Origin of the sequence: Methylobacterium durans (assembly GCF_003173715.1) — a bacterium.
GTDB classification, from domain to species: domain Bacteria; phylum Pseudomonadota; class Alphaproteobacteria; order Rhizobiales; family Beijerinckiaceae; genus Methylobacterium; species Methylobacterium durans.
Window position 1 is genome coordinate 5,992,368 of the sequence record NZ_CP029550.1, and the last position, 20,818, is coordinate 6,013,185.

Annotated in this window: 33 protein-coding genes; 19 read left to right on the forward strand and 14 right to left on the reverse strand. The window is 70.1% G+C overall.

Annotated features, from left to right (window positions below):
• Positions 1-655: 655 nt before the first annotated feature.
• Positions 656-916 (forward strand): hypothetical protein, encoded by a 261-nt coding sequence (locus DK389_RS33065; protein WP_162560911.1) that lies wholly within the window; start codon positions 656-658, stop codon positions 914-916.
• 122 nt (positions 917-1,038) lie between these two features.
• On the opposite strand, the gene DK389_RS28010 is transcribed toward DK389_RS33065, so the two are convergent.
• Complete coding sequence (locus DK389_RS28010) at positions 1,039-1,302, reverse strand: hypothetical protein (RefSeq protein ID WP_236960410.1); 264 nt, start codon at positions 1,300-1,302, stop codon at positions 1,039-1,041.
• On the opposite strand from DK389_RS28010, the gene DK389_RS34690 reads away from it, so the two are divergent.
• Both DK389_RS34690 and DK389_RS28020 read left to right on the forward strand, forming a co-directional pair.
• Positions 1,301-1,735: a hypothetical protein gene (locus DK389_RS34690; RefSeq protein ID WP_236960411.1), complete on the forward strand. Its 435-nt coding sequence runs from the start codon at positions 1,301-1,303 to the stop codon at positions 1,733-1,735. The genes DK389_RS28010 and DK389_RS34690 overlap by 2 nt on opposite strands.
• Before the next feature lie 314 nt (positions 1,736-2,049).
• Positions 2,050-2,355 carry a hypothetical protein gene (locus DK389_RS28020; protein WP_109894660.1) on the forward strand — a complete coding sequence of 102 codons (306 nt, stop codon included), beginning with the start codon at positions 2,050-2,052 and terminating at the stop codon, positions 2,353-2,355.
• Between the two features lie 20 nt (positions 2,356-2,375).
• On the opposite strand, the gene DK389_RS28025 is transcribed toward DK389_RS28020, so the two are convergent.
• Positions 2,376-2,645 carry a PepSY domain-containing protein gene (locus tag DK389_RS28025; protein ID WP_109894662.1) on the reverse strand — a complete coding sequence of 90 codons (270 nt, stop codon included), beginning with the start codon at positions 2,643-2,645 and terminating at the stop codon, positions 2,376-2,378.
• A 455-nt stretch (positions 2,646-3,100) separates the two neighbouring features.
• Between DK389_RS28025 and DK389_RS28030 the strand changes: the two genes are divergently transcribed.
• Entirely contained in the window at positions 3,101-3,469 is a 369-nt protein-coding gene (locus DK389_RS28030) for an SPW repeat protein (RefSeq protein WP_109896916.1), read from the forward strand.
• Positions 3,470-3,559: 90 nt separating this feature from the next.
• Here DK389_RS28030 and DK389_RS28035 read toward each other — a convergent pair whose 3' ends face one another.
• The 3 genes from DK389_RS28035 to DK389_RS28045 form a co-directional block, all read right to left on the reverse strand.
• Positions 3,560-4,762, reverse strand: a complete 1,203-nt coding sequence (locus tag DK389_RS28035; RefSeq protein WP_109894664.1) for an MBL fold metallo-hydrolase — start codon at positions 4,760-4,762, stop codon at positions 3,560-3,562.
• Positions 4,763-5,389: 627 nt separating this feature from the next.
• Positions 5,390-5,875, reverse strand: a complete 486-nt coding sequence (locus tag DK389_RS28040) for a hypothetical protein (RefSeq protein WP_109894666.1) — start codon at positions 5,873-5,875, stop codon at positions 5,390-5,392.
• A complete protein-coding gene (locus DK389_RS28045) occupies positions 5,872-6,396 on the reverse strand; it encodes a hypothetical protein (protein WP_236960412.1) in 525 nt (174 codons plus the stop codon). The genes DK389_RS28040 and DK389_RS28045 overlap by 4 nt, the downstream gene beginning before the upstream one ends.
• A 366-nt stretch (positions 6,397-6,762) precedes the next feature.
• Between DK389_RS28045 and DK389_RS28050 the strand changes: the two genes are divergently transcribed.
• Positions 6,763-7,044 (forward strand): hypothetical protein, encoded by a 282-nt coding sequence (locus DK389_RS28050; protein WP_109894668.1) that lies wholly within the window; start codon positions 6,763-6,765, stop codon positions 7,042-7,044.
• A 41-nt stretch (positions 7,045-7,085) separates the two neighbouring features.
• On the opposite strand, the gene DK389_RS33070 is transcribed toward DK389_RS28050, so the two are convergent.
• Entirely contained in the window at positions 7,086-7,253 is a 168-nt protein-coding gene (locus tag DK389_RS33070) for a hypothetical protein (protein WP_162560912.1), read from the reverse strand.
• A gap of 249 nt (positions 7,254-7,502) precedes the next feature.
• On the opposite strand from DK389_RS33070, the gene DK389_RS28055 reads away from it, so the two are divergent.
• The 3 genes from DK389_RS28055 (at position 7,503) to DK389_RS28065 (ending at position 9,228) form a co-directional block, all read left to right on the forward strand.
• Positions 7,503-8,309 (forward strand): Crp/Fnr family transcriptional regulator, encoded by an 807-nt coding sequence (locus DK389_RS28055; RefSeq protein WP_109894670.1) that lies wholly within the window; start codon positions 7,503-7,505, stop codon positions 8,307-8,309.
• A 304-nt stretch (positions 8,310-8,613) separates the two neighbouring features.
• Positions 8,614-8,823, forward strand: a complete 210-nt coding sequence (locus DK389_RS28060) for a hypothetical protein (protein ID WP_109894672.1) — start codon at positions 8,614-8,616, stop codon at positions 8,821-8,823.
• Between the two features lie 108 nt (positions 8,824-8,931).
• Complete coding sequence (locus DK389_RS28065) at positions 8,932-9,228, forward strand: hypothetical protein (RefSeq protein ID WP_109894674.1); 297 nt, start codon at positions 8,932-8,934, stop codon at positions 9,226-9,228.
• Positions 9,229-9,332: 104 nt separating this feature from the next.
• Here DK389_RS28065 and DK389_RS28070 read toward each other — a convergent pair whose 3' ends face one another.
• Positions 9,333-9,575 (reverse strand): hypothetical protein, encoded by a 243-nt coding sequence (locus tag DK389_RS28070; protein ID WP_109894676.1) that lies wholly within the window; start codon positions 9,573-9,575, stop codon positions 9,333-9,335.
• 776 nt (positions 9,576-10,351) lie between these two features.
• Between DK389_RS28070 and DK389_RS28075 the strand changes: the two genes are divergently transcribed.
• Positions 10,352-11,749 carry an HlyD family type I secretion periplasmic adaptor subunit gene (locus tag DK389_RS28075; RefSeq protein ID WP_109894678.1) on the forward strand — a complete coding sequence of 466 codons (1,398 nt, stop codon included), beginning with the start codon at positions 10,352-10,354 and terminating at the stop codon, positions 11,747-11,749.
• Between the two features lie 47 nt (positions 11,750-11,796).
• Here DK389_RS28075 and DK389_RS35060 read toward each other — a convergent pair whose 3' ends face one another.
• The gene (locus DK389_RS35060; protein ID WP_257791919.1) at positions 11,797-11,919 is read right to left on the reverse strand and encodes a hypothetical protein; all 123 of its coding nucleotides are present in this window, start codon (positions 11,917-11,919) and stop codon (positions 11,797-11,799) included.
• Positions 11,920-12,112: 193 nt separating this feature from the next.
• Between DK389_RS35060 and DK389_RS28080 the strand changes: the two genes are divergently transcribed.
• Both DK389_RS28080 and DK389_RS28085 read left to right on the forward strand, forming a co-directional pair.
• Positions 12,113-12,883 (forward strand): potassium channel family protein, encoded by a 771-nt coding sequence (locus DK389_RS28080; RefSeq protein ID WP_109894680.1) that lies wholly within the window; start codon positions 12,113-12,115, stop codon positions 12,881-12,883.
• Positions 12,884-13,346: 463 nt separating this feature from the next.
• Positions 13,347-13,619 carry a hypothetical protein gene (locus tag DK389_RS28085; RefSeq protein ID WP_109894682.1) on the forward strand — a complete coding sequence of 91 codons (273 nt, stop codon included), beginning with the start codon at positions 13,347-13,349 and terminating at the stop codon, positions 13,617-13,619.
• A 28-nt stretch (positions 13,620-13,647) separates the two neighbouring features.
• Here the strand turns inward: DK389_RS28085 and DK389_RS28090 are convergent, their stop codons facing one another.
• The 3 genes from DK389_RS28090 to DK389_RS28100 form a co-directional block, all read right to left on the reverse strand.
• On the reverse strand, positions 13,648-13,968 hold the full coding sequence (locus DK389_RS28090) for a DMT family transporter (protein WP_109894684.1): 321 nt from the start codon (positions 13,966-13,968) through the stop codon (positions 13,648-13,650).
• 244 nt (positions 13,969-14,212) lie between these two features.
• Complete coding sequence (locus DK389_RS28095; RefSeq protein WP_109894686.1) at positions 14,213-14,410, reverse strand: hypothetical protein; 198 nt, start codon at positions 14,408-14,410, stop codon at positions 14,213-14,215.
• Between the two features lie 74 nt (positions 14,411-14,484).
• Positions 14,485-14,673 (reverse strand): hypothetical protein, encoded by a 189-nt coding sequence (locus DK389_RS28100; RefSeq protein WP_109894688.1) that lies wholly within the window; start codon positions 14,671-14,673, stop codon positions 14,485-14,487.
• A 249-nt stretch (positions 14,674-14,922) separates the two neighbouring features.
• Here DK389_RS28100 and DK389_RS28105 point away from each other — a divergent pair, with 249 nt between their 5' ends.
• The 3 genes from DK389_RS28105 (at position 14,923) to DK389_RS28115 (ending at position 15,829) form a co-directional block, all read left to right on the forward strand.
• A complete protein-coding gene (locus DK389_RS28105) occupies positions 14,923-15,225 on the forward strand; it encodes a hypothetical protein (protein WP_109894690.1) in 303 nt (100 codons plus the stop codon).
• 111 nt (positions 15,226-15,336) lie between these two features.
• Entirely contained in the window at positions 15,337-15,540 is a 204-nt protein-coding gene (locus DK389_RS28110) for a hypothetical protein (protein ID WP_109894692.1), read from the forward strand.
• A gap of 31 nt (positions 15,541-15,571) precedes the next feature.
• Positions 15,572-15,829 carry a hypothetical protein gene (locus DK389_RS28115; RefSeq protein ID WP_109894694.1) on the forward strand — a complete coding sequence of 86 codons (258 nt, stop codon included), beginning with the start codon at positions 15,572-15,574 and terminating at the stop codon, positions 15,827-15,829.
• Positions 15,830-15,848: 19 nt separating this feature from the next.
• Here the strand turns inward: DK389_RS28115 and DK389_RS28120 are convergent, their stop codons facing one another.
• Together DK389_RS28120 and DK389_RS33075 are read right to left on the reverse strand one after the other, a co-directional pair.
• Positions 15,849-16,127, reverse strand: coding sequence for a hypothetical protein (locus tag DK389_RS28120; protein ID WP_109894696.1), 279 nt, complete (start codon positions 16,125-16,127; stop codon positions 15,849-15,851).
• 141 nt (positions 16,128-16,268) lie between these two features.
• Entirely contained in the window at positions 16,269-16,700 is a 432-nt protein-coding gene (locus tag DK389_RS33075; protein WP_162560913.1) for a hypothetical protein, read from the reverse strand.
• A 233-nt stretch (positions 16,701-16,933) separates the two neighbouring features.
• Between DK389_RS33075 and DK389_RS28130 the strand changes: the two genes are divergently transcribed.
• The 3 genes from DK389_RS28130 to DK389_RS28140 all read left to right on the forward strand — a co-directional run bounded on the left by DK389_RS28130 (position 16,934) and on the right by DK389_RS28140 (position 18,093).
• Complete coding sequence (locus DK389_RS28130; protein ID WP_109894700.1) at positions 16,934-17,128, forward strand: hypothetical protein; 195 nt, start codon at positions 16,934-16,936, stop codon at positions 17,126-17,128.
• A 3-nt stretch (positions 17,129-17,131) separates the two neighbouring features.
• Positions 17,132-17,626: an HD domain-containing protein gene (locus DK389_RS28135; protein WP_109894702.1), complete on the forward strand. Its 495-nt coding sequence runs from the start codon at positions 17,132-17,134 to the stop codon at positions 17,624-17,626.
• A gap of 119 nt (positions 17,627-17,745) precedes the next feature.
• A complete protein-coding gene (locus tag DK389_RS28140) occupies positions 17,746-18,093 on the forward strand; it encodes a GYD domain-containing protein (RefSeq protein WP_109894704.1) in 348 nt (115 codons plus the stop codon).
• Positions 18,094-18,122: 29 nt separating this feature from the next.
• On the opposite strand, the gene DK389_RS28145 is transcribed toward DK389_RS28140, so the two are convergent.
• Positions 18,123-19,277, reverse strand: a complete 1,155-nt coding sequence (locus DK389_RS28145) for an epoxide hydrolase family protein (protein ID WP_109894706.1) — start codon at positions 19,275-19,277, stop codon at positions 18,123-18,125.
• 348 nt (positions 19,278-19,625) lie between these two features.
• Here DK389_RS28145 and DK389_RS28150 point away from each other — a divergent pair, with 348 nt between their 5' ends.
• Entirely contained in the window at positions 19,626-20,501 is an 876-nt protein-coding gene (locus tag DK389_RS28150) for an SDR family oxidoreductase (RefSeq protein ID WP_109894708.1), read from the forward strand.
• A 129-nt stretch (positions 20,502-20,630) separates the two neighbouring features.
• Entirely contained in the window at positions 20,631-20,774 is a 144-nt protein-coding gene (locus DK389_RS33080; RefSeq protein ID WP_162560914.1) for a hypothetical protein, read from the forward strand.
• Positions 20,775-20,818: the final 44 nt, after the last annotated feature.

The following is a 20,818-nucleotide window of genomic DNA, read 5'->3' on the forward strand; positions in this document are numbered from 1 at the left end:
ATTCGACGGCGGCCAGAGGGGCGCCGTCATCGCCGGTGAGGCTGTGCCCCGTCGCGGAACGCGGCAAGCGCAAATGATGCCCTCGCAAATGATGTCCTCGCTCTCGCGCGAGGCCGCCGTCGGAAGAGGAACGGTCGCGGACGTCCGGCAGCCCCGGACAAGCGAAAGGCGGGACCCGGTCCCGCCTCCAGATGCGCGATCGCGCTAGAACTTATGTCAGCGTCCAGTCCGGCGGCGTCGTCTCACCTTCGGGCTGTCCGTGATGCTGCATGGCGTCACCTCCGAGGTTCGTTTCGCGGCGGATCGGAACTCCAGGCTCGAAGCTCCGAATGAAAAACCGCCCCTCCCGAGGCGAGGTTCCAAACGTCGCTGCAATGAAACCGTCCCATTCCCGGGCGCCGAGGCCAGCTTGCCAACCGGATCGCGGGTCACGCGGAAGGCAGGGACGCCGCGGCTTGGCGCGGCCGATCGGAGCGGGGCGTCCCGCACCCCTCGGCACAACCGCCGAGCGGCCCTGAACAACTCGCCTCGCGGAGGCTTGTCCACACAGGGGGCCTGCCGTCGGCGAGCGCGCAACCCCAGGCCCGCCGAACCGGAAGCGGGCCGTCCGCCGGTTCGGCAGGCCGGACACGTCTTCCCGCGGGGAGGACAGGTCATGAAGCTGGACATGCGCTGGAACGGGATCGCGTGCGGCGGTCAGCGCGGCGACCGCTGGCTCGTCCTCTGGTGGCACCCCCTTCCCGCCCGGCGTCGATTCTGGGGATACCGGAAGGGCTGGTCCAACGGCCCGGTAAGCCGCTTCGGCTGGTGGTCCGGTGACATGGTCTGGCGTCTACCGTGGACGCATCACGATGGCGGCATCCGGACCAACGGTTGGTTCCTCAACCACGCGTGGCAGCGCCGATCAAACCGGTAGCGGCTGGAGGCTCGACCGGAGGCAGGGTTCCATCCCGGCCCGAACCGAGCCTGCCCATCCTCGACTGGCCGCCGTCCCCGCACGCGATCAGGCCGAGCGGCGGGACGGACCGTTCCGAATGTTCAGCCGACCAGGGTCACGATCAGGCAGAGGGCGCAGGTCAGGGCCATGCACGTGCCGATCTGCAAGGTGCGGAAGGTTTCACGGGATAGACGATGGTTGTCGTTGGCGGCACGAGAGCGCGACCCGAGTAGGTAGCGGTTCAGAGCCGGCTCCGGCAGTTCGATCCACTGCTCAGCGGTCCCGCAAGCCTTGGCGGTCTTCATGCGACGTTTCCCCGTTCCCGCTGCGGCGACCATCTGTGCTTCACGGCCAAGCTCGATCATGGCCCATCTGCCGCAGGCGCATGAAGCAGATCTTCGGCCCGATGTCCATGCAGAATATCGCAGTGCGGCCGGCGGTGCGGCACCATACTGCAAAAACGCCGGGGCTTGCCGCGAAAACACGACTCTTCATGCGCAGAGCGAATGGCTGGCGTGTGGCATCTGGTATGCCAGAAACGCCATTCCCGTGTCATCAATGCTGCAACGCAAACAAAGACACGGGATGCCCACCATGACCGCTCTCCTTCTTGCCCTCGCCGCCGGTGCCGCCAACGTCGCTCTGGTCGCTGTCCTGGCCGACCGTCTGGGTCCCAAGGCCGCCGCCGCCGGCGAACTCTTCGCCGTGAACGACGCCCGCCCCGCCTCCGCCCGGGTCGACGCCGTCAAGGCCGGCAACGAGAACGCTCCGGCCGTGGCCGCCAAGCGCGCCGCCTGAGCCCATCGGCGCCGAGCGCCGACGCAGACACGCCCACGAACGAAGAGCCCCGCCGGATCCCGGCGGGGCTCTTCGTTCGTGGGCGGCCCCGCGCCCTCCCCCGGCGCGACGCCGCGCAGGATTCGGGATGCGGCCCCGTCCGCCACCGGACGCGAGCACCCATCCGCGCCCGCGGGTTCGGACGCCCCCGTCCGCGTGGGTGGGCCGACGAGGCAGGCGGCCTTTTGCAAGCCGGGGCCGGCTGCGGCATGCTCGGGTCGGGCTCGAGCGGGGATTCACGCTGTGCACGTGAGGGGCGGCCTGCCGCGGATCGCATGATCTGGCGCGCGATCCTTTTCCTCTTCGGCGTCCCGGTGGCGGTCGTCGCCGGGATCTGCCTGGTGTGGCTGGTCCTGGCGAGCCCGGTCCTGCTCGTGGCCGGCTATGCCGGGTGGATGCCGCGCGAACTGGCGATCGACTACGCGACGCTGCCGGCGCTGTTCCTGGCGACGTGCGCCGCCCTCGAGACCATCCTCCGGCTGGTGGTGTCCCGGCTGGACGACGAGATCCGCACGGGTGGCTTCATCTCGTTCTGGTGGCGCTACTGGTGGAGCCGCCTCGGTCGGCAGAGGCCGCCCTGAGGCCCGCGCCGGCTGCGGCGTCAGTCGGCCTTGCGATCGGTGATCTCGTAGGTGCCGGATTTCAGGCGCAGGTCGTACTTCTTGCCGTCCTTGCCGACCGCGTCGTCGATCTCCCAGACGCCGCTGTCCTCGAGCTCGATGCTCTCCCAGGCCGTGTAACCCTCGGACTGGAGCTTCTTCTCGATGGCCGTCCGCTCCTCGGCGTTCGGAGCACGATCCGCGCGCGCGGGCATCGCCGTGGCCGCAACGAACAGGGCCGTGATCGTCGCCAGCCGGATGGGTCCCGTCATAGCCGCATCTCCTTCGGATGAAAAAGGGACAATCCGGAGAAGGATCGGCCGTTCCGGTCATTTCGCGAACGGGATTGAATAGCAATCTCTATTGCTCATTCGTCCCGAGCAGGCGCATGTGAATACTTCCGGGCCCCGCACCGTCCCGTCGATTCCTCCGGCGCGGTGACCCGGGCTCCCCGGCCCTGACGCTCTCGGAGCCCTGGAGCCGCGAAAGGCGCGCGATCTGCCAAAGCCTGCCTCCGATCGGCGGATCCGCAGGACTCGGCGGGGCTGCGGATGCAGGCCGAGCCATTGCCTTGGCGCGGAGCAAGTATTACAATTGCGGCAATACTGTCACGCTAAGCAACTCGGGGCGTCTTGGGCGGCCAGGGACTGAGCGCGACTTGACCGGATCCCTGCCAATCAGCGCGCCCGAGCCCCGCCCCGAGTCGGATGATCTCGCGGAGGCGCAGATGCGAACGATCTCGAACAAGTCCGAAGATGCCGCGCTCAACACGGCGAACATCGTCCTCGGCGCGATCCTCTTCCTGGCACCCTGGGTCGCCGATTTCGGCACGAGCAACTACGCGGCCATGAATGCCTGGATCTGCGGCGCGGCCATCGCGATCGTCGCGATGCTGGCGATCAACCAGACCTACGACTGGGAGGAAGGGGTCAACCTCGCTCTCGGCCTCTGGACGGCCGCGGCGCCCTGGGTGTTGGGCTTTGCCGGCGTCGCCAACGCGATGTGGACCCACCTCGCGATCGGTCTCCTGGTCGCGCTCATGGCAGGCGCCGAGCTGTGGCGGGTCTATCACGCGCCCGAAGCCCGGTCGGTCTGATCCGGCCGCCGCCGCCGATCCCCAGGCCCGGGTGCCGATGCGACCGGCACCGCTCGGGGAAAGGCAGATCGGCGGTGCGGGCGGGCGCCCTCAGGTGGCGGAGCCGTTGAAGACCAAGCGGGTGCCCGTATAGGCGCGCACCAGCTTGGTCGGCATCTCGGCCTTGGCGATCTCGTAGAAGGCCTCGCCCGTGCAGTGGAGCGGCACCACGAAGTTCGGGCCGATCTCCTTCAGGGCCGCGAGGGTCTGGCGGACATAGTCGGGCTGGTAGGGGGCGAGGTGGAAGCCGCCGATCACCGCGTGCACCCTCTGGACGCCGGACACGGCCTGCGCTTGGCGGATCGCGTTGACGACGCCCCGGTGACTGCAGGAGGTGAGGATGATGAGGCCCTGCCCCTTCAGGTTGTAGGCCGTGGCGATCTCGTGCCGGAACTGGTCCGGGATCGGTCCCGGGCCGCCCCCCGCCAGGCCGGCCGGGTCGCAGCCCGAGCCGTGCGTGAGGCCGAGCTTCATCGCGCTGGGCGACAGGAGTGTCTCGAAGCTGCGCTGGTCGATCTGGCCCGAGGTGAAGCCGTGGCCCGCCACGAGGGCCGGGCGCTCCGTCGCGGTGACGGCGAGGTTCGCGGCCTTGAGGGCCTGACGGTCGATGACGCCGAAATCACCCTTGGCCGGCGGCGCCGTCCATTCGCGGGCGCAGAAGCAATCCTCGCCCCCGACATGGAACGGCAGGCCTGGCTTGAGCTGTCCCCGGTTCTGGCCGAGGAAGCCGGCGAGCCCGCCGAAATGGTCGTAATGGCCGTGGCTCAGCACGAGCGCGTCGATCTCGGAGGGCCGCACCCCGAGGAGCCTCAGGTTGTTGACGAGCGCCTCCGGCGTGAAGCCGAAATCGACGAGGGTCTGGCGGGACTCCTCGCCGCGCCGCGAGGTGACGTGCATCGAGAGGCCGAACTCGCTGACCGGCGTCGGGCCCGGCGGGTGGTCGGGGCCGATGCCCCAGCCGAAATGCTCGACCGCGAGCCCGTCGAGCTTGCGGCCCGGAGCCACGGCGAACTGGTAGCTGTCGGTGACGATGCGGACCGCGACGGCGTCCAGTTCCGGCACCGGCCCCGTCACGGCCTCGGCCAGGGCGGGAGGCGCGTCTCCCAGAAGGCCAGCGAGGAGGAGACTGAGGGCCGCGGCCCCACCGCCGCAGAGGATGTCGCGCCGGGCCGGATCATCGCAGGTGATGCGGGCGCGGCTCAGGCGCTGCGCAGAAGCCCGACCCGGTGATGCAGGATCGACGAAGACGGCCATGGCAACCTCCCGCCACAGGTCCGATGAAGGACCGAGAGCAGGGGCGCGAGACAAGACAGACGTACGTTATCGTCTCGTCGGGCGTCCAAGATCCGGATGATCTCATGTCGTGGGAGGCGCATCAAGAGGCTCACGAAGGGCCGCCAGATCTGACACGGCGCCGTCTCATCATCCTCTCGACTGGATCTGTTCATCGCGCCTCGCGCGAGGGCCTGCGCGTTCCGCTCAGCGTCGGGGCCCGCCCCCGGCCTGGGGCGCGGTCCCGCATCTTCCCTTCACCCTCCCCGTCGCGGCCCTGCCCTGCGGGCCGGGCAGGGCCGGGAAGAGGCCGGAGCGCACGCATGCGCATTTGGTATGCCAGCCCTAACAAATGTGAGATTGAGCACGGAAGCGCGGCGTGCGATGTGCAAGATCGACGGCGCGGCAATGGCGTTGCCGCGTCGGCCCTTCATTGGGCGTTTCCTCCCTAGACTTACGGGCCGCTCTCACTGGGCGGCCCTTTTTCTGTCCGGGGACGGGTTTGTAGCGTCCGCTCCCCGCGCCCAGCAAGCATCATCTTTCAGCGCGCGCGGGCGATGCCGAATTCCTGCGCAATCACGCCGAGACCGGGCGGCCGGGATCGGCCGGTCATTCGGTCGTGAGGGCGTCGAACTCGTCCCGGAGGCAGGCGTAGAGCCGCCCCAGCCAGAGGCGCGCCTCCGCCTCGCCCGCCCTGGCGGCCCGCATCTGCTCTTCGGCCGAGCGCGCCCGCTCCTCGGCGAGCCGCGCGGCCTTCTCGGCCTTCGCGGCGCGCCTCATGGCGCTCTGCGCGGCGGCCTCGGCGACGCGGGCCCGCTGTTCGGCGGCCTCCGCATCCGTGATGCTGCGCTGGATGAGGCCCTGCGACTGCTTGGTGAGATCGTGCGCGAGGTCGCGGGCGCGCCGGACCCGGGCGCCGACGTCGCGGACGAGCCGGATGGCGCCCGGCCAGTCGGCGGCCTCTTCGGGGCCTCGGGGATCGGGGCCTGCCGCACCGTCCTGCTCGGCGAACAGGGGGACGACATTGCGCTCCTGGGGCGGAGTGGCGGGATGGCCGGCCGCGTGGAGCGGCGCATCGACCGCGTGCGCGATCATGCCGGGCGCTTCTCGGGCTGGGCGAATGCGAACTCGCTGGCGATGGTGTCGTAGACGCGCGCCAGCCACTCCTCGGCGAGGCGCGCCCGCTCTTCCGCGGCCCGGACCCGCTCGTCGGCCGCCTTGAGCAGCGCGTCCGCCCGCACCTGCGCGTCCCTGGCCTGCGCTTCCGCGGCCTTCACCCGCTCGTTCGCGCCGGCCATGTCCTCACGCACGCGCTCCAGCAGATCCTGCACGCGGAGTTCCTGCTCGTGGGCCTGGGCTTCAACCTCCCGCGCCCGCGAGGCGGCATCGCGCACGCGCTCGATGAGGTGGGTCCAGTCTTCCGGCGCCGATTTGCGGCTCGGCGGCTCGATGAGAGCCCCGTCATCCGAGGCGTTCATCAGGCGCAATACACTGGTCAGGCGTTGATCCGCGGGGGCGGGCTTGTCGTTCGGCTTCGGCTCGGCGCGCACATCAATCATGCCGTTCCAGGAAAACGCCTTGATCTGATTCACGCGCGCATGCCCCTCGCCGAACAACTGAACTGGAACTTCCTCCAGGTTGTATCGGTCGTTAACGTGGTGTGAACGAAGCTCTTGGTTGCGTCAAACCACGAAGACACGCTTCCAAGTTGTGTTTTCGGAAATCGGGCGGCGTGTTGCATGTCGGACACTGTGCAACATTCGACCGCTGAAGCGCCGGACGGGCCGGCTCGGCGGCGGAAGAGCGCCCGGGATCCGGCGCCCGGGATCCAGCGCCCGGGACCCGGCGCGTGCAATGCGGGGCGTCGCGCGGCCTGTGGTGGCGCGGGCACAATGCCGCGTCCCCGTCGGCCGCGTCGGCCTTTCCGGTTGGCAGCCCTCTCCCGCTGCCTTAGCTGCGAGGCGCATCACCCGCAGGGCGACATGTCCGAGACCGCCGCTTCTCGCCCGACCGTTCTCGAATTGCTGGATCGAGGGCTTCTGCGGCCCGAGGCCGTCGCGCGGCTGGCCGACAATTACCTGGCCGCGCCGGGCCTGCGCACGCACGCGCACACGCTCTCTCTGGGGCTGGTGCTGGACGTCGCCGCGGCGATCCAGGCCTATCCGCTGGCCGGCGCCATCCTGGCCAGCGCGCTCGTGTCGCCCCGCGTGAAGCGATCCGCGGTCGGGACCGCCATCCTGCTCGCTCGACCCCAAAAGGTGTGAGCCGGGCGCGCGACCCGGCCACCGGGCGCGGATCCTTGCGATCACCCGGTCTCCGAGGATTCCTCCCGCACCTGCCGGATCAGGCGTCTCAGGACCTTGCGCACATGCGCGCGCACGGTCGCGTCTCGATCGGATTCGGGCTTCCCGGGCGGCGGCGGCCTCGCGTCGTGCAGGTCAGCCTGCGCGACGCCGTGGTTTGCCAGCGACATGGATCGTGCCTCTTGCGGATACGCGAGCGTCAAAACATTATCGCGATCAGCCTAGGACCGTCCCGAATGGTACGAAAACATCATTTCCTGACTAACGTCCGAAAGAGCCTCCGGCGCATTGCTTCGTAGTAAACGCACGCAGGGGATTGGCCGAGAGGCATGGAGCGTCTGAACCTCAATGCGCCGCGTCTCGACGCTGCCGATCTTAACATGGGCAAGCTCTGAGCTGCCCCCTGCCCGATCACGGTGATGACAAACCTTTTCATCCGAAAGCTTGAGCTGCGCGCTTCTCTGTCCGAAGCCGACCGGCACGCGCTGGAGCAGGCGACGGCCAAGGTCATGCAGGTCGAGGCCAATCGGGACCTGATCGCGCAAGCGGACGCCCCGGAGCACGCCTTCGTGATCCTCGAAGGGTTCGCCTGCCGCTACAAGCTGTTGCCCGACGGCGGCCGCTCGATCGTCGCCTACCTGATCCCCGGGGACGGCTGCGACCTGCACGCCTCGATCCTGCCCCGCATGGTCCACTCGATCGGCACCCTGACGCCGTGCCTGGTCGCCCGGATCCCCTACCAGACCATCAAGGAACTGGCCGCCTATCACCCGAACATCTACAAGGCCCTCTGGTGGTCCGTCCTGGTCGACGAGGCGATCCTCCTCGAATGGCTCGTCGGCGTGGGCCGACGCCCGGCGGACAAGCAGGTCGCCCATTTCCTCTGCGAGATGATGGTGCGCCTGCAGGCGGTCGGGCTCGTCGCCGAGAACAGCTATCGGCTTCCCATCACCCAATCCGAGCTGGCCGACACGGCGGGCCTGTCGCACGTTCACGTCAACCGCGTCCTGCAGGATCTCAGGAAGGAGCGGCTGATCGAGCAGAAGCGGCGCGGGCTTCTCATCCTCGATATCGAGCGATTGAAGACCTTCGCGGGCTTCGTCGCGGATTACCTGCACCTGAACACCGGCGGCGGCCATCAGGGCTTCTACGAGCCGCTGACGGATGTGGCGAAGCTCCAGCTGAAGGCCCGGCAGGGGGAGCAGGACCAAACCGGATCGGCCTAGCCGGGGCGATTCCGCCGCCCGGCCGGGCCGGTCCGCGGCGGAAAAAGCCTGCCCGGCCGATCCCGTACCACGCAAAGTCGCGAGCGGACGGCCCCTGCCCCGCCGCCGGCCGGGCACCGGCTTCGACCGAGACGCTCCCGCCCGGCGCCGACGAGGACCGCATTCTCGCGAGCGGTTCCCCCAATTCCGCACTGCGTTGCCTGCTTTGTAGTTATTGTAGTTTCAAATAAAAATCAGGCTCTAATTCGGAAATTGCTTCCGAAACGACTTGTCGCGCATGCCGAAAGCGGTATGTCAAGCTTCGATGCGTAAGATCAAGCCAGTGTATCTCTACCGCCTTCGCCTGCTGCAGGACGGTCCGCGCTTCTACGCGCCGCAGAACACGAATCGCTATCTGGAGAAGCGCGGGTTGATACAGCCCACCGGGCGCATGCATGCGAACGGCTGGCATCAGGAATATCGGATCACCGATGCCGGACGGCGGGCGCTCGCGGTCGAGGCGTCCGAGACCTAGCGCCGGTCGCGCGGGCCTTCGTCGGAAGAGAACCGAAGCGTCCGGAGATCTTGCCATCCGCCTCACCGCCACGCCTTATGAGCGCCGACCTCCGGAGGGCCCCGCATCATGACGACGCCGGCACGCATCTGCGCGGGTCTCTCGTTGATCGTCTCCGGCCTCGTCCTGGCGGAGCAGGCCGCGGCGCAGGGCGCGCGCGACGTGCCCATCGCGCGCGATCTCGAGCGCGAGCGGCGGCTCGAGCGGCGGCTCGACCTGAACCGGCCGCCGCCGACCGACCCCAACGTGTCGCCGGACAATCCCGATGGGGTCGTCGGCTTCGACGGGCCGCCCGGCATTCCGGAGGACGATATCGAGAGCGGTCCGCTTCCGCCCGGCTCGCCGGCGGATGCCGATGTCGAGTGACGCCCGAACCCCGCGGCGCCGGCGGAAGCGGGCCGTACGGGTCGCCGGTTCGGCGCGAGACCCTGCGCGAGATCCTGCGCGAGATCTTGGGCCGTGATCGGACGCTAGCGGGGCGCGCCGGTGAGCGTGACGTGCCAGACGCGCGGCGCGCGATGCGGCTGCGCCTCCTCGACGAAGAGATCGACACGGGCGGCCATCCGTTGCAGGGCCGCGGCCTGGGTCTCGAACGTCTCGGCGGTGAAGATCCGGCGATCCGGCCCGATGCACACCGAGAGCCAGGGCAGCCCGCGGGCAGGCGGATCGTAGAGGACGTAGACGTGCGAGAAGTTCTGGCCCTTGTCCGGCATGATCCGCTGCGACGGCCCTCGCTGACGATTGACGAACCTTAGCAATTCACAGGGCGCCTGGAAATCGCGAAAGCAGAAATGTTGTAACATCTTGTTTCCATCGTCCGGTCGTGCTCTCCCGCTCGGGCAAATTCATATCTCTTCTAAACTCTACATTGTGCCTGCGTCGTCCGATCTCGCCCGCATCCTCGGAGACCGTCCCGCTCCCGGCTGCCGAGCCCGGGACGATCGGCCGTCGTGTCGCGCCATTCCCGCCGCGCGCGGCCGCCGTTCACCGGCGGCCGGCCAGCCCGCCCCGGGCGGGCCAACCCGGCTTCACGGTCCCGATGCCGCACGAGGATGGCCGTGGGGTCTACGCGGCGATGCTCGATGTCACCGGGATGCGGCTGAGCCGCTAGGGCGGCGTCGCGCGCTGCCGGCGCATGACGGCCCCGTTCACGCCGGCCCCGTCGGGTCGGGCGATGCGGCCGACGTTCTCGATCTCGCCCACCGAGAGCCGCGCAAGTCACGGCCCACCGGTCGAAGGGGTCCGGCCGGTCCTGCCGGCCGCCGGTGCTGTCGTTCCAGGTCGAGATCGGGCGGATTAAATCACCTTTTCGAACGTACCACTGTGCCGCCGCGCGCGATCTGTTCGTGTGTGGATCGGGGCGCCCGGGATGTGCTTAAGTGTCTCTCGCGAAACGCCCGCTGCACCCTCGGGGTCGAGGATGCGGCGTCCGGCGAGCGGGCGTCTCGCGAGGCGCACGGCGTGCTGCGCCCGGGCGCGAGGACGGATCATGGCGAACGAGCAGATTTTCGGTCGGGATGCGACGACGGCGGCCCGGTCTCCGGCATCGGCCCAGAGCTCGATCCGCAGGCATCTCGTGATCGGGATCGGCACCTGCGTCGTCCTCGTCTCGGGCGCCGCGATGGCCGGGTTCGCGACCATCGCGGGGGCCGTGATCGCGCCGGGCCGCATCGTCGTCGAATCCGACGTCAAGAAGGTGCAGCACCCGACCGGTGGGGTCGTCGGGCAGCTCCTGGTCCGCGAGGGCGCGCGCGTCACGGCCGGTCAGGTGCTGATCCAGCTCGACGAGACGCAGACCCGGGCCGATCTCGACATGGTGCTCAAGGCGCTGGACGAGCTCTCCGCGCGCCGCGCGCGCGACGAGGCGGAGCGGGACGGCGCGACGTCCGTCACGTTCCCGGGCGATCTCCTGGCGCGCGCCCCGAGGGACCCGACGGTGCGGCACCTGATCGAGGGCGAGACGCGCCTGTTCACGGCGCGGATCGCCGCGCGCGAGGGCCAGAAGGCGCAGCTGCGCGAGCGGGTCACCCAGCTTCAGGACGAGATCGGCGGGCTGGAGAAGCAGGTCGCCGCCAAGGCGCGGGAGATCGCGCTCATCAACGACGAGCTGCGCGGGGTGCGCGACCTCTTCGCCCAGAACCTCGTGCAGTTCGCGAAGCTCAACGCCCTGGAGCGCACCTCGGCGGGCCTGTCCGGGGAGCGCGGCAGGCTCGTGGCCTCGATCGCCCGGACGAAGGGCAAGGTCGCCGAGACGGAGCTGCAGATCCTGCAGGTGGACGGGGACATGCGCACGGAGGTGGGCAAGGAGCTGGCCGAGATCAGGGGCCGCTGGTCGGAACTCGTGGAGAAGCGGGTGGCGGCCGAGGATCGCCTCAAGCGCATCGAGCTGCGCGCGCCCCAGGACGGCTTCGTGCAGGAGCTGAAGGTGCACACGATCGGGGGTCTGGTGGTGCCGAACGAGCCGGCGATGCTGATCGTGCCGTCCGCCGACCAGCGGGTCGTCGAGATCCAGGTCAATCCGCAGGACATCGCCTACGTGAAGGTCGGGCAGGTCGCCTCGCTGCGCTTTCCCAGCCTGAACCAGTCACGGACGCCCGAGATCAGCGGCAGCGTGATGCGGGTCGCCGCGGATGTCAGCCAGGACCAGAAGACGGGCGCCCCGTACTACACCGTCCGTATCCGCCCCGCCGAGGGCCAGGAAGCCCTCTTGGGCAAGTCCGTCCTGCTGCCCGGCCTGCCCGTCGAGGCCCACATGCATATCGGCGACCGGACGATCATGAGCTACCTCGTGAAGCCCCTCAGCGAGCAGATCGAGCGGCGGATGGGGCTGCTGGCCCAGAACCCGACGGAGAGCATCCCGACGGCGGGCGAGACGGTGCGCGACTGAGCGCGCCACGCCGGATGCCCGCCGCGGGCGATGGGCCCGGGCCGCGCTCAGGCCGTCGCCAAGGTCGCGGCGAAGGTCGCGACGAAGACCGCGAGGCCCAGCGCCATCAGCGCGAGCCCCGTCCGCACGACGATCAGGCTGTCCGGCCATGCCCTGCCGAGAACGCTCATCCCTTGACCCTCTCCCGATGCGGCGGCGTCCGCGCCTCGATCCGCCCGGCCCGTGACGGCCGGTCGGCGGCGCTCGTCGCGAGCCCATAGCGCGCGGCCGGCCAGCAATTCGTTACCGGGCGGCGCCGGTTTCCCGCGTCGAGCCGGGTCCGGGCCGGCCCCGAACCCCATTGCGAACGCCCTTGCGATTTCCATGACCACGCTGACCGCACGATTGAAGGCGCTCTACGAGGGGGATACGGAGCGCGCGCACCGCTTCCGCTACGGTCTCCTGATCTTCGATCTCGCCACGCTGCTGTTCATCGTCCTGTCCTCCTTCGCGCCGCGCCGGCCGTTCGTGGAGGGGATCGACGTCGTCATCGGGGTCGCGGTGCTCACCGATTTCGCGGCGCGCCTCGCGATCTCCCGGCGGCGCTGGCGCGAGTTCCTGCGGCCCACGACCTGGGCGGATCTGGCCGCGATCGTCTCCTTCCTCGCGCCGATCGTGGGCGAGGGCGCGGGCTTCCTGAGGATCCTGCGCACGCTGAGGTTCCTGCGCACCTACCAGGTTCTCGACCGCCTGCGGGCGGACAGCCCCCTGTTCCGCCGCAACGAGGAGGTGGTCATCGCGGTGGTGAACCTCGCCGTGTTCATCTTCGTGATGACGAGCGTCGTCTACGCGACGCAGCACCGCTCGAACCCCAACATCGGCAATTACGTCGACGCGCTGTACTTCACCGTCACCTCGCTGACGACGACCGGCTACGGCGACGTGACGTTGCAGGGCACCGGCGGGCGCCTGCTCTCGGTCGTGGTGATGATCTGCGGGGTGACGCTGTTCCTGCGCCTCGCCCAGGTGCTGTTCCGCCCCTACAAGGTGCGCTTTCCCTGCCCGACCTGCGGCCTGCAGCGGCACGAGCCGGACGCGGTCCATTGCAAGGCCTGCGGCACGATCCTCAACATCCCCGACGAGGGCGCCGACTGAGCGTCCCCTTCCGCGACGCGGCCGTCCCCGTCACGGCCGCCGATCCGGCGCTCGCGCGGGCCGCGCATGTCTCGAACGTTCCGCCTCGATACCGAACTCGCGCGAGCGCCTCAGTCGTTTGCGCCCACCCCGCAAGCAGAGCGCAGGCAATCGCGTTGCGGACGAACCGGATTCCGGCGTGGCCAAATCTTGGAGCGCGTGCCAGAATACTGGCATGCCAGTGCGAGTACACGCCCTTCGGGCCCGTCGAGAGCTGCTCAACGCTCAGCAGCCCGCCACCTCAGCCGAGCCGGCCCTCGCGCGCGGCACACATCGAGGGACGCATCGGGGCAGGCATCGTTGGACGATCCGGGGGCCCGGTGGACGGGCGCGAGGTGGGGGCGATCCCGGCGCGGCCCGCGCGCGTCGCGAACCGGGCGGTCCGGAGCTGCCGGACCGGGTGGGCCGCGCCGGCTGAGCGGCGATGCCCTGCCCTCCCATCCTCGACGTCACGGTCGCCAACATCGTCAAGCTGGCCGAGGCCTATCGGGTCGGCGCCATCGTCGAGGCCGAGCACGTCGTCGACATCTATCTCGCCTGCTTCAACGGATACGAGGAGCGCAGCATCGCCCTCGACATGCTGCTTCGCGAGCTGAGCCGGCCCGAGCGGCGGGCGCACAACCGGGGCGGATTGTTCGAGCAGGTCGAGATCTACATCGACCGGCGCCACCGCATCATGGCGCTCGACTTTCAGTAATCGGCAGCGCCCGGAAGCCGCGCCGGGCTCAGTGCGTGCTGGAGAGCTTCATCATGACGAGCCCGGACACGATCAGCGCGGCCGCCGACAGGCGGGCCATCGTGGCCTGCTCGCCGAGGGCCATGATGCCGACCGCGAAGGCGCCGACCGCCCCGATGCCGGTCCAGATCGTGTAGGCCGTCCCGAGGGGGAGCGTGCGCATGGAGAGCGCCAGGAGGCCGACGCTGCCCGCCATCGCCACCGCCATGATCGCGGTCGCCAGGGGGCGCGTGAAGCCGTGCGACTGCTTCATCGCGTAGGCCCACACCACTTCGAGGATTCCGGCAGCGATCAGGTAGATCCAGGCCAAGGGGCCCTCCTCTGTGAAGGGCCGGGCCGTCCCGGACTTGGACCCCGTGGCGGGGGGAGGACGTGGCCTCGCGCGCCTCACCTAAGCCTGCGGCGGTCGCGTTTCAACGTGGCGCGCGAAGCCTCCGCGCCGGGGACGGCCGGAGGATCCGGGCCCTCGACGCTCAGACCCGCCGCGCCCGGACGCCCCCCGCGAACCGAAGCCGCGAGGCGCGAGCCGAGGCACGGTTCAGAATGCCCGCGCCTCAGGCGTAGCTGGTCCTCTGCTTCTTGAGCGGGACCAAGCTCATCTCCTGCACCTCGACCCCGTTCTCCGCGCGCCGATAGCGGACCGTCAGCTCGACGAGGTCGCCGTCCGCGATCCCGCACACGTCGAGGGCCTCGATGAGCCCGTCCCGCAGCTGTTGCGCCGAGCGCAGCGACTTCGCCTTGTTGTCCGTCATCGTTCACCGCCTCCAGTCAGCCGCACGGGGATCGGTGCCTCACCGGGGCGGTACGGCGCGGCCCCGCAGGACACTCAGAACACGTCGCCGTCGTCGGCGTCGTACCGGTGGGGATCCTGGATGTTCGTCGGCACGAGCGGCACGTGGATCGCGGGCACGATCCGCCCCCGCGCTTCCGAGCGCGGCGGCTCGGTCAGCATGGTGGCCCAGAAGGCACCGGTGGCCAACGCGAAAGCTGTTGCGAACAGGACGAGCGCGCGCATTGCCACCTCCTGGATCAGAATTGCAGGATAGTTTGACTTCCCCGTCGATCGCTACAGGAATTTGTCCTTCGCGAGAATAAATACAAAATGCATTTGTCGGCCGGAACGACTCTGCGAGAACCGTCCGGCCCTCGGTGCCGCACCGGCCTCCGCCCGGCCTGTTGCCACGCAACGACACGACCGTGATCATCGCCGGCTGTGCCCGACTCGGCACAGCATCCCGCCCCGGCCAAGCCTACGATGGCGCGGATGGAGCAGCGCGGGGAGCAGGCGATGTCGCAATTGTCACAGGACGCGTTCGCGGGGGTGCTGGAAGCGGCCTGGGCGCACGGGCAGCGGGTGCGCGAGGAGACCGGCGTGGTCGTCGAGCTGCGCCTCACCACGATCGGGCTGACGGCGCTGGTCGCCGACGGACCCTGCGATGTCACGGCGACGGTCTCCTGGCAGGATCTCGCGGGCTCGGACGACCTTCTGGGTCTCCTGTGCGCCCGGATCGCCGACGTGGCGCGCCAGCGCACCGACGCGCAGCGCCCGGCCCGGATGGCCGCGTGACGCGCGCCTCCCGCGCCGCGCCCTTCGGCGGATCGGCGGCGGGGCGCGGGCATTCCCACCTCGCGGACGGCGCGCCGCCGCGCTAAGCTCGCGGCGATCGGGAGGCTTGCGATGACGTTCACGGTGACGAGCGACAAGGCCGACGACAGGGCCGACCCGTCGAGGGCCGAGAATTACCTGAGGCCCGCCGATGCCTACCGGCGGGCGCGCGAGTGCGAGCAGAGCGGCCTCGCCGTGACGATTCGCCTGCCGACCGGGGACGACGTCACGCCGGAGGAGTTTCGCGAGTTGTACCTGTTGAAGGACGCGGATTGACGCGTCCCGCTTCCCGCGAGGCAGAGGCCTGATGAGCGCATCCCTGGTGACCCTCCTCCTGACGGCGACCTTCGTGGCCGGATGCGTGTCGATCCACCTCCTGCGGAAATGGGCGGTTCAGGTCGCGGAGGGTCTCGCGGCCGTCCTGTTCACGGTCCTCGCGCTGCTGACCGCCCTCCTGATCGGTGAGCCCGCCCGCGGCGGCTCGGAGAGCATCGCCACCCGGATCGAGCTCCTGGGCGACCCCTTCGGGACGGTGCAGGCGCGCCTGGACCCGGGCACCCACTGAGCCCGAGGCCGCGGCGGCTTCAGGTCTCGCGCGACGCGGCGGCCTCCGCCGCTCCGTCCGCCGTGACCTCCTGCGCCAGCCACGTGGTGATGGCCTTGTGGTCGGCGTGCTTGAGGCCGAGGCCGCCGCAGCTGATGAAGGCGCCGATAGCGAACAGCGCCGCCTTCTGGCTCAGTTCGGGGGCCGGCGCCGTTCCGGTCGCCGCCTCGATCGCCCGGCTGACGCCGTGCGCGGCGCAGGCCATCGCCAGGGCCGCTTCCTCGGACAGCGCGACGATCTCTTTCGGCGGTGCACGCATCAGTGATCCCGGCGGCCGCTCTGCGATCAGGGCGCGCAGTCCATCTCCCGAGCCTTCGGGCTGACATGCCCTACGGCCGCCGCGCGGTTCCAGCCGCGTCGATAGTGTACCGGCGGGCCGCCGCCCGCACGCCGCGCCCGGTCAGCAGCCGATGCAGATCGGCTTTGCGGCCCGCTCCCCGTCCTTGAGGAGGCGGCTCATCTTCGTCTCCCGGTTGTAGGTCGGGGTGTCCGCGAGGTCGGCCGGGCCTTCCCGTCCGGGCGTTCCCGGAAAAGATGCCACCGCCACCGACGATCGGGACAATTCCACCGGGCGCAGCGGCTGCCAGCCCAGCCGGGCCATCTCCGAATTCCTGAGCACCGCGAGCGGCGTCACCTCGGAGGCCGGATCGCTTCGCGGCGTGGAGAGCAACCGGCCGGGGAGGATTCGCGGCAGCGTCTTCGCATAGACGGTGGGTTTAGGGATCGTATGCCTAGGAAGAGATGTGTACTTGCCCGTCTTGTCGGAAAGACGAGAGCAAGCCGTGACAAGAAGAATAAGGGCGCATGACGCCGCTATGCGCAACGTAATCATGGTCGATACTATGGTGCTAGTGCTTAAGCTAAGCAATTCATGCGGATCTGAATCGCCTCGGCGGCGCGGGTTCTCCAAGCATGGTGCGGAACCGCTCCCTTGCTGCCGGCGCGCGGGCGGGACGCGTCCGTGATCGCGATCAACGTCCGCGGCGTCGGGCGGTGATCGCGCGCGCGCGGTGATGATTGCTCGCGCGGTCTGGGAATTCCGCCGATCCGCGCTATCGTTGCGGCATGGCCGATCCGCTCGACCACGATCCCGTCCACGAAGCGATCGAGGCCCTGCGCGCGGCCGGCCGCACCGTGCTGCCGGCCGAGGACGCCCCCGGCCTCTACCGGATCGACCACGGCCCCGAGATGACCGGCGCCGACGTGGTGGCGATGGCCGTCGGGATGGGGCTGGTCGAAGGCCCTGACGAGATCGAGTAGCCCATGCCGGACATCTTCGAGGCCCACAGCTTCGCGATCACGGCGCATGCGGGCCAGATCGACAAGGGCGGCCAGCCCTACATCCGCCACTTGGAGCGGGTCGCCAACGCGGCCGTGAAGCGCGCCGGCCACGCCCGCGCGGTCGACCGCATCGCGATCGACCCGATGGAGGTGATGCAGGCGGCCATCCTGCACGACGTCCTGGAGGACACCCCGCGCACCGAGGACGATCTCGTCGCGGCGGGCTTCCCGGCCTCCGTGGTCGAGGCCGTGCGGATCCTCACGAAGCCGGCCGCGCGCACGGCCTATTCCGAGCGGATCGGCGCAGTGATCGCGAGCCGCAACCTCGCCGCGATCCTGATCAAGATCTCCGACAACGAGGACAATCTCGGCCCCGAGCGCACCCTGCCGGACGGCGCCTTCCTGCGGGAGCGCTACGCGACGTCGCTCGCGCGGCTTCGGGCGGCGGCCGAAGCCCTGGGCTACACCGGACCCTGATCCGCGCCCGGCAGGGCCGGGCCCGGCGCTCGGCAAGCGTACCGACCCGCCGGGCCCGCGCGCGGTGCGCTAGAACGGAGGCTCCGCGCGGCGTCGCGGGCCGAACACGGGAGGAAGCCATGCCGCTGTTCATCACGCAGGGTCGCTTCACCACGGATGCCGTCAGGGGGATGATGGCGACCCCCGAGAACCGGGAGGAGGCGGTGCGGGAGCTGCTCGCACAATCGGGAGGAAAGCTCCTGAACTACTACATGACCTTCGGCGAGTACGATTTCCTGATCGTCGCGGAGGGCACGACCGAGGGCATGGCGACCTCGGTGATCGTCGCCGCGGCCGGGGGCGCCATCACCGACATGAAGACGTCGCTGGCCATGACCACGAGCGAGATGGCGGCCGCGTTCCGCAAGGCGCGCGAGGTCTCCGGGAGCTACAAGCCCGCGGGCGCGGCGGGCGGCTCCGCCCGCTGACGCCGCGGCCCGGCCGCGAGGCGGGGCGGTCAGCCGCCCTGCCCCACGGGCTCGCTCTCCCGGCCCCAGGCACGCAGATCCGCCACGAAGAGGTCGGGCACCTCCATCGCCGCGAAATGGCCGCCCCGCGGCATCTCGCGCCAGCGCGTCACCGCGTAGCCCCGCTCCACCCAGTCCCGCGGCGGGTTCGGTGAGCGCGGGTCCGGATAGGCCGCGAAGGCCGTCGGCACCTCGACCCGCCGCCCGATGGGCATCCGCCGCGCCTCCTCCTCCTGCGCCCCGGCGTAGATCCACGTCGCGGTCGGGAAGGCGCCGGTCAGGATGTAGAGGAGCGCGTTCGTCAGGAGCCGGTCCCGGGTGAAGACCTGCCCGAAGGGCCGCTCGCGCAGATCCGCCCAGTCGTGGAAGCGCTCGACGAGCCAGGCGAGCTGCGCCACCGGCGCGTCGGCCATCGCGAAGGCGAGCGAGAGCGGCCGCGTGCCCTGCAGCTGCGCGTAGGCGCCGAGGCGCCGCTGGGACGCGTCGAAGGCCTGCTTCCACGCCCGCTCCGCCGCGCTCTCGGGCTCGGCGTCGGGCTGCACCAAGAGGTAGTTCAGGTGGATGGCCTGGAGGGAGGCGGCGTGGTCGAGGGCGAGCCACGCGCTGACCCCCGCCCCCCAATCGCCCCCTTGCGCGCGGTAGCGCGGGTAGCCCAGCACCTGCCGCATCAGGGTATCGAACAGCCGCGCCGCGGTGCGCGGCCCGACCGGCGCCGCGGGCGTGCCCGAGAAGCCGAAGCCCGGCAGCGCCGGGATGACGAGATCGAAGGCATCCTCCCGCCGGCCGCCGTGCCGGGAGGGAAAGGCCAGCGGCTCGATGACGGACCAGAACTCGTAGACCGAGCCCGGCCAGCCGTGGGTGAGGAGAAGCGGGCGGCGCCCGTCCGCCTCGCCGACCACGTGCACCACGTGCAGGTCGAGCCCCTCGACCGTGGCGATGCCCTGCGGGAAGCGGTTGAGATCGGCCGCCGCCGCCGCGGCGTCGAAGCCGTCGAGCCAGTAGGCGCAAAGCTCCGCGAGGAATTCGGGATCGCAGCCGTAGCGCCAGCCCGCGCCCTCCGGCACCGGCGGCATGCGGTAGGTCCGCACCGCCTCGCGAACGCGGGCCACCCTGTCGGGCTCCCAAGCGACCGTGAACGCGCGCATCCGGACCACCTCCCCGTACGGCCGTTGAACGCTCGGATCCGGCCGCGGCTCCGCCGGTGGACGCCGCATCGACCGGTACCGGCATCGCTCGGCGGAGAAGGGCGCGTGATCAGCGCGCAAACTGCTCCGGAGCTTCGGCACCGGGCGCCGACGGCCCCTTCGCGGCGGCGGCCCCGCGCATGGAGGCGCAAGTCCTCGTCAACGGGGACGTCACGATCTTGAAGATCCGCTTCGATCCTCGAAGACGGCGAGGAAGGCGGCAAGGCGCTGCGGTTCCTCCGGGCGGCTCGGAACACCGGCCGGGCCGCCCGGTTGAAGCGGCTCACCCCGAGACACGCTTGAGGCGCCATGACCACGGACCCGCTGAAGAAATACCCGCAGCCGCCCTTCGCGGCGCAGCCGCAGAGCTTTCCCGGCAAGACCGGCCGCATGGCGCCCGAGCCCGACCACGGCGAGGAGAGCTATCGCGGCTCGGGCAAGCTCGCCGGCAAGGCCGCCCTCGTCACCGGCGGCGACAGCGGCATCGGCCGCGCGGTCGCCATCGCCTACGCCCGCGAGGGCGCGGACGTGGCCATCGCCTACCTGCCCGAGGAGCAGAAGGACGCGGAGACGGTCGGCGCCTGGATCGAGAGGGCGGGCCAGCGCGCGCTCCTCCTGCCCGGCGACCTGAAGGATTCCGGCCACGCCCGCGACATCGTCGCCCGCACCGCCGAGGCCTTCGGCCGGCTCGACGTGCTCGTCAACAATGCCGGCTTCCAGCAGCCGAACAAGGACCTGGAGGCGATCGAGGACGCGGTGTTCGAGGACCATTTCCGCACCAACGTGTTCGGGTCCTTCTACGCGACCAAGGCCGCGCTCGCGCATCTGAAGCCGGGCGCCTCGGTGATCTTCACCTCCTCGGTCAATTCCAAGCACCCGATGCCGACGCTGCTCGCCTACAGCGCGACGAAGGGGGCCTTGAGCAACATGGTGCTGAGCCTCGCCCAGCTTCTCGCCGAGAAGGGCATCCGGGTGAACGGCGTCCTGCCGGGCCCGATCTGGACGCCCTTCATCCCCGCCGGGATGAGCGAGGAGGCGGTGAAGTCCTTCGGCAGCCAGGTGCCGTTCGGCCGCCCGGGCCAGCCGGCGGAGCTGGCCTCGGCCTACGTGATGCTCGCCGCCGAGGAGAGCAGCTACACCTCGGGCGCCCTCGTCACCGTGGCGGGAGCCATGCCGGTGTTCTGAGCCGCCGGCCTCCGTCGCGGCGCGAATTCCCGTGAAACGGAATCCGCCGCTCGAGACTTAACCTTGATGGGTGCGGGCAAGCGCGGCCGTCTCCGAGGTCCGCGTTCCTCCACCCGACGGGAGGCGAGCATGAGCTTGGTGTTATTCCTGGTCTTCGTCGGTCCCTATCTCGCGCTGGCCGTGTGGAACATGATGGCCATGCGCAACGAGCGGCCGCTCCACGCGGTCGCCGCGCCCGCGGGCGCACCCGCGCGCCCCGGCGAGGGGATCTGACGCCCCACGATCCTGATGTCGCGACGCGCGAGGCCCCGCGGAAT